Raw genomic sequence first — 11910 nt, 5'->3', positions numbered from 1 at the left:
CCACCCCCGGCCCACCCCACAGGGATCACCCCTAGGAGCCGTGCGGCGACCGGGCTTCGTGGGTCACGGTGTCTCAGATGCCCGGCGTCACCGTCGAGTTGCGGAGTCGGCGCTTCCGTCCTGCTGGGCCGTGTACGTCCGGGCCGACTCCAGGATCTCCGAGTGGAGTGCCTCGCCCGCGGCCAGCAGGCGCGGCAGCAGCTCCCGCTCGTTCATCGTGGCGCGGAAGGCGAGGGCGACGGTGACGTCGTGGTCCGGGCGGTGGACGATCTCGATCGGGTCGCCCGCCCGGATCTCACCCGGCCGCACCACCCGCAGATACGCCCCGGGCTCGCCCTTCCCCGCGAAACGCTTGACCCAGCCGCGCTCACCGAGGTGCCGCTGGAAATTGAGACAGGGGACGCGGCCGGCGGTGACCTCCAGGACGACCTCCGCGCCGATCCGCCAGCGCTCCCCGATGAGGGCGCCGGAGATGTCGAGGCCCTCGGTCGTCAGGTTCTCCCCGAAGGACCCGTTGGGCAGGTCCCGGCCGAGCTCCAGCTCCCACGCGTCGAGGTCCTCGCGGGCGAACGCGTAGACCGCCTGGTCGTTCCCGCCGTGATGCCGTCTGTTGCACACCGCGTCCCCGGCCAGCCCGCTGCCGCCCACCCCCTTCGGTCCGGGCGCGGCCACCCGCACCGGCCCGGCCACCGGCCGTTTGTCGATCCCTGTCACGCTCTTCGACTCCTCGGGGACGTCGACCGGCGCGGCCCGCCCGAGGTTCAGTGACAAAAGCTTCATACCGGCACGCTAGGCGAGCCTCGGTCAAAGCGTCGACGCATTATTCGCCGCGCCTTCCAAGCCGCCCTTATGCTCGACCCCGTGATCGAGGCCCGTCATCTCCGCGTCCTGCGCGCCGTCGCCGCCACCGGCTCCTTCTCGGCGGCCGGCCGTGAACTCGGCTGCACCCAGCCCGCCGTGAGCCAGCAGATGAAGGCGCTCGAATCGTCCGTCGGCACGCCCCTGCTGGTCCGCGGCGGCCGCGAGATGAGGCTGACCCAGGCGGGCGAGGCGCTGGTGCGGCACGCGGCCGGAATCCTCGCCGGTCTCACGGCGGCCGAGGAGGAGGTCGCCGCGATCGCGGGTCTGCGCGCCGGCCGGGTCCGGCTGGTCTCCTTCCCCAGCGGCAGCTCCACGCTGGTCCCCACCGCTCTCGCCGCCCTCCGCGCCGCCCACCCCGGCACCCGGGTCTCCCTGGAGGAGGCCGAACCGCCCCGCTCGGTCGAACTGCTCCGCGAGGGCGACTGCGACATCGCGCTCGCCTTCCGCTACGAGGGCGCGGCGAACGCCGAGGAGTGGGAGGACCTGGTCGTACGCCCCCTGCTCACCGACCGTCTCGTCGGCCTCGTCCCTCAGGGGCACCGGCTGGCCCGAACGCGGTCCATCGGCATCGGGGAACTCGCGGGGGAACCCTGGATCGCCGGCTGTCCCCGCTGCCGGGGCCAGCTGGTGCGGGTCTGCGAGAGCGCGGGTTTCACCCCGCGTATCGACTTCGCCACCGACGACTACCCGGCGGTGGTCGGTCTGGTGGGCGCGGGCCTCGGCGTCGCGGTCCTGCCGGAACTGGCCATCGAGTCAGTGCGGCCCAAGGGGGTACGGATGATCACGGTGGAGCCGGTGGTGCACCGAGAGATCGTGGCGCTCACCCTCCCGGACCTGGCCCAGGTCCCCACGGTCGCCGCGACCCTGGACCAACTGACGAAGGCGGCGACCCGCTAGCCACCGTCTTCCGGCCGCCTCGGTCGCCCGCGGCCGACCGGGCCGGAGCCGGCTGAAGCCAGAGTCGGTGCTGGTGCTGGTGCTGGTGTCGGTGCCGGTGCCGGTGCCGGTGCCGGTGCGGGGACTGGGACCGGGCCTCCCCGGAGCCGGGGTCTCCCTCCGAGCGACCGCCGGGTCGTGGAGCGGTCGTACGCGCTGTCGTGGCGTCCACGCGGGGCGGCGCCCGATGAAACGTTCCTTCAGTTGTTCGAACCGGGGTCGCCGACGGGCGTGGACGCCGACACCAGGCGGTGCCGGGCGCGCCCCATGAGCTCCTCGCGCTCGTCCTCGGTCAGCCCGCCCCACACGCCGTACGGCTCACGGACCGCGAGAGCGTGGGCCGCGCACTGGGCGCGTACCGGGCAGCGCATGCAGACCTCCTTGGCCGAGTTCTCACGAGCACTCCGTGCCGCGCCGCGCTCTCCCTCGGGGTGGAAGAACAGCGAGCTGTCCACCCCTCGACAGGCCGCGAGGAGCTGCCAGTCCCACAGATCAGCGTTCGGTCCGGGAAGGCGGGAGAAATCTGCCATTACGTGTCCCCTTGTTGCCGTTCTGAGAGGATATTGTGCCTATGACCGTACATGGACTATCCAAGGAGATGAAAATATGACTCATTGCGAATCTAGCTCCAGACACCGGCAAATAGGAACAAAAACGGCTGAATGGGGCATAGGTTGTGATGAAACGTTGAGGGTCTGTTGTGCATGTCTGCACCGTGTCCGTGCCCTCACGTAGAGTGCCGAAGGTGACCAGCCATCCCGTAACTCTTTCGAGTGACCGTCGTTGAGAGGTCGGAGGCGGTTGAAGGAACAAGCGCTCGGGCAGGCGTTCGTGTCCGCTCGTGAGTGTCGACCGCACAGGTGACGATTTCGTACCAGCCTGGAGGCTCAAGGTGACGCGCATCAGCTGCGGAGGACGGCCATGACATCCGTCCTCGTCTGCGACGACTCCCCGCTTGCCCGAGAGGCGCTGCGCCGCGCGGTGGCGACCGTGCCCGGCGTCGAGCGCGTGACCACGGCGGCCAACGGCGAGGAAGTCCTCCGCCGCTGGGGGGCCGACCGCTCGGACCTGATTCTGATGGACGTACGCATGCCCGGCCTGGGCGGCGTCGAGACCGTTCGGCGGCTGCTGTCCGCCGACCCCGGTGCGCGCATCATCATGCTCACCGTCGCCGAGGACCTGGACGGCGTGGCGCTCGCCGTCGCCGCCGGTGCCCGTGGCTATCTGCACAAGGACGCCTCCCGCGCGGAGCTGCGCGCCACCGTGACGCAGGCGCTCGCCGACCCCACCTGGCGGCTCGCCCCGCGTCGGCTGCGGTCCGCCGAGATGGGCGCCGCGCCGACGCTCACCGCGCGGGAGATCCAGGTGTTGGAGGGCATGAGTCACGGCCGCTCGAACGCGGAGATCGGGCGCGAGCTGTTCCTCTCCGAGGACACCGTGAAGACCCACGCGCGGCGGCTGTTCAAGAAGCTCGGTGCCTCGGACCGCGCGCACGCCGTTGCGCTCGGCTTCCGCTGGGGTCTGGTCCGCTGAGTTGAGCCTTGACGGGGGTAGGAGAATCCCCGCTCACCACCAGGTGGGCGGGGGTGGCCGAGCGGTCCACCGGATGCCCGCTGCTCGTTTCGCCGCGGATGCCGCATCCTTGAGGTGTGGAGTTCCTCGGGGAGCAGTCGAACGAGCGGGAGGGGAGGGCGCAGGAGATGAGTTCCGGCGCGCCTACTCATAACGCTTCGGTGCACAACCATGGACGTGGCGCCACGGACCGGACGGCCGCAAGGCACCATGGACCGATGCGCGACGACGAGACGACAGTGATCGGTGCGCTCGTGCATCGCGCCGTCGACGGGGACGAGCAGGCGACCCACGATCTGCTCGCCCATGTCCACCCTCTGGCCCTGCGCTATTGCCGCACCCGGCTGTCCCGGCTGCCCGGTGACGCGCGGCACTTCGTGGAGGACCTGGCGCAGGAGGTCTGCGTCGCCGTCCTCCTCGCGCTGCCGCGCTACAAGGACACCGGACGGCCGTTCGAAGCCTTTGTCTTCGCCATCGCCGGCCACAAGGTCGCCGACCTCCAGCGCGCCGCGATGCGTCACCCCGGCTCGACGGCCGTGCCCTCGGACGAGATGCCCGAGCGTCCCGACGACTCCCTCGGCCCCGAGGAGCGCGCCCTGCTCAGCAGCGACGCCGAGTGGGCCAAGAAACTCCTGGCCAACCTGCCCGAGAACCAGCGGGAGCTGCTGCTGCTGCGGATCGCCGTCGGGCTCACGGCCGAGGAGACGGGACAGATGCTCGGCATGTCGCCCGGCGCGGTCCGGGTGGCGCAGCACCGGGCCCTGAGCAGGCTCAGGGCGCTGGCGGAGCAGTAGGACCGGCGTTCGATGACGATACGGAGGGCGCCCCGGGTGAACATGCGGGGCGCCCTTTCCGTACGAACATACGAAGCCCGGTATCACTTCGTACCGTGGAATGTGTGCCCCACGCTTCCCGTTAGCATGGACATCCGCACCGATCAAGGCCATTTGGGGAAGGTGTCATGACTGCCAACGTCGACGGAGTGCCCGGAAAATTCGCGACACTCGGGCTGACCTACGACGACGTGCTGCTGCTGCCGGGTGCATCCGAGGTGCTCCCCAACGCGGTCGACACCTCGTCCCGTATCTCCCGCAACGTACGGGTGAACATCCCCCTGCTCTCGGCCGCGATGGACAAGGTCACCGAGTCGCGCATGGCGATCGCCATGGCCCGTCAGGGCGGCGTCGGCGTGCTCCACCGCAACCTCTCCGTCGAGGACCAGGTCAATCAGGTCGACTTGGTCAAGCGCTCCGAGTCCGGCATGGTCACGGACCCGATCACGGTGAACCCGGATGCCACGCTGGCCGAGGCCGACGCGCTGTGCGCCAAGTTCCGCATCAGCGGCGTCCCGGTCACGGACGGCAACAAGAAGCTGCTCGGCATCGTCACCAACCGCGACATGGCCTTCGAGAGTGACCGCTCCCGCCAGGTGCGCGAGGTCATGACCCCGATGCCGCTGGTCACCGGGCACGTCGGGATCTCAGGCGTCGAGGCCATGGAACTGCTGCGCCGCCACAAGATCGAGAAGCTTCCACTGGTCGACGAGGCGGGCATCCTCAAGGGCCTCATCACCGTCAAGGACTTCGTCAAGGCCGAGCAGTACCCCAACGCTGCCAAGGACGCGGAGGGCCGTCTGATCGTCGGCGCCGCCGTGGGAGCCAGCCCCGAGGCCCTGGAGCGGGCCCAGGCGCTGGCCGAGGCCGGTGTGGACTTCCTGGTCGTCGACACCTCGCACGGCCACAACAGCAACGCCCTCAGCTGGATGTCGAAGATCAAGTCGAGCGTCGGTGTCGACGTGATCGGCGGCAACGTCGCCACGCGCGACGGCGCTCAGGCGCTGATCGACGCTGGTGTCGACGGCATCAAGGTGGGTGTCGGCCCCGGCTCGATCTGCACCACCCGCGTCGTCGCCGGTATCGGTGTCCCCCAGGTCACGGCCATCTACGAGGCGTCCCTCGCGGCCCGTCCGGCGGGTGTCCCGCTGATCGGTGACGGCGGTCTGCAGTACTCCGGCGACATCGGCAAGGCGCTCGCCGCGGGCGCCGACACCGTGATGCTGGGCAGTCTCCTCGCGGGCTGCGAGGAGTCCCCGGGCGAGCTGCAGTTCATCAACGGCAAGCAGTTCAAGTCGTACCGTGGCATGGGATCCCTGGGCGCCATGCAGTCCAGGGGCCAGGGTCGGTCGTACTCGAAGGACCGCTACTTCCAGGCGGAGGTCGCCTCCGACGACAAGCTCGTGCCTGAAGGCATCGAGGGTCAGGTGCCCTACCGTGGGCCGCTGGCCAACGTGCTGCACCAGCTCGTCGGCGGTCTGCGCCAGACCATGGGGTACGTGGGCGCCGCCACCATCGAGGAGATGGAGACCAAGGGCCGCTTCGTACGGATCACCTCCGCGGGTCTGAAGGAGAGCCACCCGCACGACATCCAGATGACCGTCGAGGCGCCGAACTACAGCCGTAAGTAGACAGCGGTAGGTGGGCAACGGACCTGGTGAGGGCGGTCCCGGTGCATCCGGGGCCGCCTTCGTCGTGCCCGTCGGCGATACTGGAAGACGCTGAACGCTTCAGGGAAAGGCCACACACGTGACTGAGATCGAGATCGGGCGCGGCAAGCGCGGCCGCCGGGCGTACGCCTTCGACGACATCGCCGTCGTCCCCAGCCGTCGTACGCGCGACCCGAAGGAGGTCTCGATCGCCTGGCAGATCGACGCCTACCGCTTCGAGCTGCCCTTCCTGGCCGCCCCCATGGACTCGGTCGTCTCCCCGGCCACCGCGATCCGCATCGGCGAGATGGGCGGCCTCGGCGTACTGAACCTCGAAGGTCTGTGGACGCGGTACGAGGACCCGCAGCCGCTGCTCGACGAGATCACCGGCATGCCCGACGAGGCCGCGACCCGCCGCCTCCAGGAGATCTACGCGGCTCCCATCAAGGAGGAGCTGATCGGGCAGCGCATCAAGGAGGTGCGCGACTCCGGAGTGGTCACCGCGGCGGCGCTCTCCCCGCAGCGCACGGCCCAGTTCTCCAAGGCCGTCGTGGACGCGGGCGTCGACATCTTCGTCATCCGCGGTACGACCGTGTCGGCGGAGCACGTCTCCGGCTCGCACGAGCCGCTGAACCTGAAGCAGTTCATCTACGAGCTGGACGTCCCGGTGATCGTCGGCGGCTGCGCCACGTACACGGCCGCCCTGCACCTGATGCGGACCGGCGCGGCCGGCGTCCTCGTCGGCTTCGGCGGCGGCGCCGCCCACACCACGCGGAACGTGCTGGGCATCCAGGTCCCGATGGCGACGGCGGTGGCCGACGTGGCCGCGGCCCGCCGCGACTACATGGACGAGTCCGGCGGCCGGTACGTGCATGTCATCGCCGACGGCGGTGTCGGCTGGTCCGGCGACCTCCCCAAGGCGATCGCCTGTGGCGCCGACGCGGTGATGATGGGCTCCCCGCTGGCCCGCGCCACGGACGCGCCCGGCAAGGGGCACCACTGGGGCATGGAGGCGGTGAACGAGGAGCTGCCGCGCGGCAAGAAGGTCGACCTCGGTACCGTCGGCACGATCGAGGAGGTCCTGACCGGACCGTCGCACACGCCCGACGGCTCGATGAACCTCTTCGGCGCGCTGCGCAGGGCCATGGCCACCACCGGGTACAGCGAGCTGAAGGAGTTCCAGCGCGTCGAGGTGACGATCGCGGACTCCCAGCACAAGCGGTGAGCTGACACCGCGCTCACCGAGCGGAGAGAGGGGCCCGGCCGCCCACAGGGGCGACGGGCCCCTCTTCGCGTGCCCAAAGGGGCTGATGGGGGCGTGGTTTGCGGTGGGGGGCGCGCGGTTGCGTTCGGGGCGAATGTGGGCCGAACGGCCGAAGTGGGCCGATAGCGTTCGTGATCGGCGCCCCGGTTCTTCTGGGGCCCCCTTCCGAGGACATGGTCCGGACCCCGCCCTCGGGGCCCGGACCGATCTCCGACGGACCGTCCGCCGGGCTCGGGCCTGTCGTTTGGATCATGTCGGCTTCAGGTCACGGCACCTTGATGGCTGCCGGTGAGCGGGGCTTGGTGCGTGCAGCTGCAAGGCGGAGGAGGGAGTCAACGCGGAGCGTTGGCGACCGACGACAACGCCGCAGATGTGCGTGCCAAGCCCCGCGGCCCAGGCGTGATCCAAACGACAGGCCCTGAAGGGCGGTGTCGTGGAAGGGGGCGCCCATGGGACGTCACCGCAAGCCCACCCGCTGGGACCGACTCTGTCTTCGGATGGTGCAGTGCCGGAGGAGGTGGATCTTGCGGCTTTACGGATGGTGAGCGGCCGCCCCCAAGAGGACTAGGGGCGGACACTCCGTGAACCATCCAGGAGCCTGCCGCAGTAGCCTCTGCGGTGGGCTCCATCTGTTTGTACGGTACCGGGCGCCGGACCCCGGCTGCCACCAGTCCCGGAGTGTCGGGTGGTGTCGTGCGCCCCCTTCACAGCCTGTGCGCCGCGCCGGTCGGGGTGGCCCCGCGGGTGTCCAGGAGGAGCTGGGCCTTGACCGACAGGCCCTGGAGGTCGTAGGTGCGGTGGTGCTGGAGGAGGATCGTCAGGTCGGCGTCGGCGGTGGCCTCGTAGAGGGAGTCGACGCGGGGGACCGGGCGGTCGAGGACGCTCCACGCGGGGACGTGCGGGTCGTGGTAGCTGACGTGCGCGCCGAGTTGGAGGAGCCGGCGGGCGATCTCCTCCGCGGGGGTGCCCTGTTGGTCGGGGATGTCCGGCTTGTATGTGACGCCCAGGAGGAGGACGCGGGCTCCGCGGGCCGACTTGCCGTGCTCGTTGAGGAGGGTGGCGGCGCGCTGGACGACGTACTGGGGCATGCGGTGGTTGACCCGCTGGGCCAGTTCGACCATGCGCAGCGAGTGCGGGGCCCGGCCCGACAGGTCCTGTGCGAGGGCGTGGCCGCCCACGCCGGGCCCCGGGCGGAACGCCTGGAAGCCGAACGGCTTGGTCTCGGCGCAGCGGATGACGTCCCACAGGTCGACGCCGAGGTCGTGGCAGAGGACGGCCATCTCGTTGACGAGGGCGATGTTGACGTGCCGGTAGTTGGTCTCCAGCAGCTGCACCGTCTCGGCCTCGCGCGGTCCACGCGCGCGTACCACCTTGTCGGTGAGCCGGCCGTAGAAGGCGGCCGCCGACTCGGTGCAGGCCGGGGTGACGCCGCCGATCACCTTGGGGATGTTCGCGGGACCGAAGTCGCGGTTGCCCGGATCGACGCGGGCGGGCGAGTAGGCGAGGTGGAAGTCGCGGCCCGCGCACAGACCCGACCCCTCTTCGAGGAGCGGGCGCAGGAACTCCTCGGTCGTGCCCGGGTGGACCGGTGACTCCAGGATGACCGTGGTGTGCGGGCGCAGGCGGGCGGCCAGGACCCGGGCGGCCTCCTCCACCTGGGTGAGGTCCGGCGCTCCGTCGGCGCCCATGGGCACGGGGACGCAGATGACGGCCGTACGGACCCGGCCGAGTTCCGCGGGGCTGGTGCCGGGCTTGAAGCCGCGGGCGAGCATGCGGCGCAGTTCGGCGGGGGTGAGGGAGCCGCGTTCGGGGCCGGTGCGGTAACCGAGCGTGGGGATGCCGGCGGCGACGGCGGCCTGGGCCAGCGGCAGGCCGAGCTGGCCGAGTCCGATGACGGCGAGATCTGCGGGCATGGCGTGAGCCGTCCTTCCCAGTAACCGAAGCGGGACAGGCGCGCAAGCCCTGTGGACTGGACGAGCGAGCGCAATGTCAGACTAGGAGTAAATATGACCGATATGCGGGATTGGGAGAGGGTATTTCTCCGCGCGTCCCGGAGAGTTGTCCACAGGCTGGGGGCGGGTGGTGGCCGATGTCGGGCAACACGGTCAGAATTCTGGGCAGGGGGATGTGAGCAGGGTCTTGCTTGACGGGCATCGACAGGTGGGACCGGCGCGACAAACAGCGGGAGGCAGCGGTGAGGACAGCGGCACTGGGACCGGCACAGCGCGCCGAGTCACTGGCGGGTATGGCCGAGCGCGAGCTGGACGTGCTGGTCGTGGGTGGTGGCGTGGTCGGTGCGGGTACGGCCCTGGACGCCGTGACACGCGGCCTGTCCACGGGCCTCGTCGAGGCGCGTGACTGGGCGTCGGGCACGTCGAGCAGGTCGAGCAAGCTCATCCACGGCGGCCTGCGCTATCTGGAGATGCTCGACTTCGCCCTCGTCAGGGAGGCCCTGAAGGAGCGCGGGCTGCTCCTGGAGCGCCTCGCACCCCATCTGGTGAAGCCCGTGCCCTTCCTCTACCCCTTGCAGCACAAGGGCTGGGAGCGGTTCTACGCGGGATCCGGCGTCGCCCTGTACGACGGGATGTCGATGGCCCGAAGCCACGGCCGGGGCCTCCCGCTGCACCGCCATCTGAGCCGCCACCGCGCCCTGCGCGTGGCGCCCTGCCTCAAGAAGGACGCGCTGGTCGGGGCCCTCCAGTACTACGACGCCCAGATGGACGACGCCCGCTACGTGGCCACCCTGGTGCGCACGGCCGCCTCCTACGGCGCGAAGGTCGCCAACCGCGCGCGTGTCACGGGGTTCCTGCGCGAGGGCGAGCGGGTTGTCGGCGCCAAGGTGCGGGACGTCGAAGGGGGTGGCGAGTACGAGGTCCGCGCCAAGCAGATCGTGAACGCCACCGGGGTGTGGACCGACGACACCCAGGCGATGGTCGGGGAACGCGGCCAGTTCCATGTGCGGGCGTCCAAGGGCATCCATCTGGTCGTACCCAAGGACCGGATCCACTCCACGACCGGGCTGATCCTGCGGACCGAGAAGTCCGTGCTGTTCGTCATCCCCTGGGGCCGGCACTGGATCGTGGGCACCACCGACACCGACTGGGACCTGGACAAGGCCCATCCGGCGGCGTCCAGCGCGGACATCGACTACCTGCTGGAGCAGGTGAACTCCGTCCTCGCGGTGCCGCTCACCCGTGACGACGTGCAGGGCGTGTACGCCGGGCTCCGACCGCTGCTGGCCGGCGAGTCGGAGGCGACCAGCAAGCTCTCACGCGAACACACCGTCGCCCACCCCGTGCCGGGGCTGGTGGTCGTGGCCGGCGGCAAGTACACGACGTACCGGGTCATGGCGAAGGACGCGGTGGACGCCGCCGTGCACGGGCTCGACCAGCGGGTCGCCGAGTGCGTCACCGAGGACGTGCCGCTGCTGGGGGCCGAGGGGTACCGGGCGCTGTGGAACGCGCGGGCGCGGATCGCCGCCGGCACCGGGCTCCATGTGGTGCGCGTGGAGCACCTGTTGAACCGGTACGGGTCCGCGACCGAGGAACTCCTCGACCTCATCGCCGACGACCCCTCCCTGGCCGAGCCGCTCCAGGCCGCCGACGACTACCTGCGGGCCGAGGTCGTCTACGCGGCCTCCCACGAGGGCGCGCGCCACCTCGACGACGTGCTCACCCGGCGCACCCGGATCTCCATCGAGACCTTCGACCGGGGGACGCGCAGTGCGCGCGAGGCGGCGGAGCTGATGGCGCCGGTGCTCGGCTGGGACAAGGACCAGATAGAGCGGGAGGTCCAGCACTACGAGAAGAGGGTGGAGGCCGAGCGGGAGTCGCAGCGCCAGCCGGACGACCTGACGGCCGACGCGGCGCGGTTGGGCGCGCCGGACATCGTGCCGCTGTAGCGACGTCCCGCTGGACGGAGCGAGCGGCACTCCCGTGCCTATGGCCTTCGTGGGGTGCGGGGGCAGAACTCGGCGGCGAGCAGCGCCGGTTCCACGTCGGGGTCCCCGGGCGCGTCCGTGTTCACGCGGTAGGTGAGGACGTGACGGCCGTCGACGGTGGCGGCGGTGCGCACATAGCTGCCGGCGATCCGGCCGTTGTGCCCCCACACCGTGGTGCCGCACGGCAGCCTCACGGGGTAGAGGCCCATGCCGTACGCGCCGTGCGCGGTCCCGGTGTCGAGCATCTCGCGGAGCTGACGGGGACGCAGGAGGTCGCCGCCGAGCAGCGCCCCGTAGAAGCGGTTCAAGTCGGGCAGCGTGGTGACGAGTTCGCCCGCCGCCCCGGCCGCGCGCGGGTCGAGGTCCGTGACGTCGGAGCCGTCGGCGGAGTAGGCGCGGCCGTGCGGCTCCGGCAGTGAGGAGCGGGCACCCGGGAAGGACGTGCCCGTCAGACGGAGGGGCGTGATGATGCGGCGCTCGGCCTCGGTGGCGTAGGAGTTGCCGGTGACCTGCTCGATGACCAGTCCCAGCAGCACGTAGTTGGTGTTCGAGTAGAAGAAGCGGCCTGGGACGGCCGGGGGGAGGGCGAGCGCGAGGCGTACGGCCTGACGCGGGGTCACAGGGGTGGTTCCCCCGGTGACTGCCGTGAAGTCGGCCAGTCCGCTGGTGTGCGTGAGCAGTGCGCGCAGCGTGATGCGGCGGCCGTCGTCGCCCCGGCCCCCGCCCTGGCCTCGGACCAGGCCCGGCAGGTGGTCCTCCACCGAGTCCGACAGCGACAGTCGGTGTTCGGCGGCCAGCTGGAGCACGACGGTGGCGATGAACGTCTTGGTGAGGCTGCCGGCCCGGAAGCGGTCG

The 11910-nt window shown here is 70.7% G+C and carries 10 protein-coding genes; 6 read left to right on the top strand and 4 right to left on the bottom strand.

All coding sequences use genetic code 11. The annotated features are described in order from the left end of the window. Nucleotides 1–87 precede the first annotated feature (87 nt). Entirely contained in the window at nucleotides 88–780 is a 693-nt protein-coding gene (locus AOK23_RS10375) for an MOSC domain-containing protein (RefSeq protein ID WP_055712452.1), read from the bottom strand. Nucleotides 781–861: 81 nt separating this feature from the next. On the opposite strand from AOK23_RS10375, the gene AOK23_RS10370 reads away from it, so the two are divergent. Continuing rightward, on the top strand, nucleotides 862–1758 hold the full coding sequence (locus AOK23_RS10370; protein ID WP_055712453.1) for a LysR family transcriptional regulator: 897 nt from the start codon (nucleotides 862–864) through the stop codon (nucleotides 1756–1758). 239 nt (nucleotides 1759–1997) lie between these two features. Here AOK23_RS10370 and AOK23_RS10365 read toward each other — a convergent pair whose 3' ends face one another. After that, nucleotides 1998–2327: a WhiB family transcriptional regulator gene (locus tag AOK23_RS10365; RefSeq protein ID WP_055712451.1), complete on the bottom strand. Its 330-nt coding sequence runs from the start codon at nucleotides 2325–2327 to the stop codon at nucleotides 1998–2000. 391 nt (nucleotides 2328–2718) lie between these two features. Between AOK23_RS10365 and AOK23_RS10360 the strand changes: the two genes are divergently transcribed. The 4 genes from AOK23_RS10360 to AOK23_RS10345 all read left to right on the top strand — a co-directional run bounded on the left by AOK23_RS10360 (nucleotide 2719) and on the right by AOK23_RS10345 (nucleotide 7076). Continuing rightward, nucleotides 2719–3330: a response regulator transcription factor gene (locus AOK23_RS10360; RefSeq protein ID WP_003948568.1), complete on the top strand. Its 612-nt coding sequence runs from the start codon at nucleotides 2719–2721 to the stop codon at nucleotides 3328–3330. Between the two features lie 257 nt (nucleotides 3331–3587). Continuing rightward, a complete protein-coding gene (locus AOK23_RS10355; RefSeq protein WP_005481141.1) occupies nucleotides 3588–4163 on the top strand; it encodes a sigma-70 family RNA polymerase sigma factor in 576 nt (191 codons plus the stop codon). Between the two features lie 167 nt (nucleotides 4164–4330). Next, nucleotides 4331–5833 carry an IMP dehydrogenase gene (guaB, locus tag AOK23_RS10350; protein ID WP_055712450.1) on the top strand — a complete coding sequence of 501 codons (1503 nt, stop codon included), beginning with the start codon at nucleotides 4331–4333 and terminating at the stop codon, nucleotides 5831–5833. 118 nt (nucleotides 5834–5951) lie between these two features. After that, nucleotides 5952–7076, top strand: a complete 1125-nt coding sequence (locus tag AOK23_RS10345) for a GuaB3 family IMP dehydrogenase-related protein (protein WP_055522669.1) — start codon at nucleotides 5952–5954, stop codon at nucleotides 7074–7076. Nucleotides 7077–7819: 743 nt separating this feature from the next. On the opposite strand, the gene AOK23_RS10340 is transcribed toward AOK23_RS10345, so the two are convergent. After that, nucleotides 7820–9028 carry a nucleotide sugar dehydrogenase gene (locus AOK23_RS10340; RefSeq protein ID WP_055712449.1) on the bottom strand — a complete coding sequence of 403 codons (1209 nt, stop codon included), beginning with the start codon at nucleotides 9026–9028 and terminating at the stop codon, nucleotides 7820–7822. A gap of 281 nt (nucleotides 9029–9309) precedes the next feature. On the opposite strand from AOK23_RS10340, the gene AOK23_RS10335 reads away from it, so the two are divergent. Further along, nucleotides 9310–11016, top strand: a complete 1707-nt coding sequence (locus AOK23_RS10335; RefSeq protein ID WP_079049399.1) for a glycerol-3-phosphate dehydrogenase/oxidase — start codon at nucleotides 9310–9312, stop codon at nucleotides 11014–11016. Nucleotides 11017–11054: 38 nt separating this feature from the next. On the opposite strand, the gene AOK23_RS10330 is transcribed toward AOK23_RS10335, so the two are convergent. Continuing rightward, nucleotides 11055–11910: serine hydrolase domain-containing protein (locus tag AOK23_RS10330; protein WP_055712447.1), on the bottom strand; the 856-nt coding region annotated here is incomplete at its 5' end.

The organism is Streptomyces torulosus (assembly GCF_001419765.1).
GTDB lineage: Bacteria > Actinomycetota > Actinomycetes > Streptomycetales > Streptomycetaceae > Streptomyces > Streptomyces torulosus.
This window is presented reverse-complemented; position numbering and strand designations above follow the sequence as displayed.

Excerpts from the sequence above, each read along its gene's own strand:
- AOK23_RS10375 (WP_055712452.1), bottom strand. The coding sequence starts at position 780 with ATGAAGCTTTTGTCACTGAACCTCGGGCGGGCCGCGCCGGTCGACGTC.
- AOK23_RS10365 (WP_055712451.1), bottom strand. The coding sequence starts at position 2,327 with ATGGCAGATTTCTCCCGCCTTCCCGGACCGAACGCTGATCTGTGGGAC.
- AOK23_RS10360 (WP_003948568.1), top strand. The coding sequence starts at position 2,719 with ATGACATCCGTCCTCGTCTGCGACGACTCCCCGCTTGCCCGAGAGGCG.
- AOK23_RS10355 (WP_005481141.1), top strand. The coding sequence starts at position 3,588 with ATGCGCGACGACGAGACGACAGTGATCGGTGCGCTCGTGCATCGCGCC.
- guaB (WP_055712450.1), top strand. The coding sequence starts at position 4,331 with ATGACTGCCAACGTCGACGGAGTGCCCGGAAAATTCGCGACACTCGGG.
- AOK23_RS10340 (WP_055712449.1), bottom strand. The coding sequence starts at position 9,028 with ATGCCCGCAGATCTCGCCGTCATCGGACTCGGCCAGCTCGGCCTGCCG.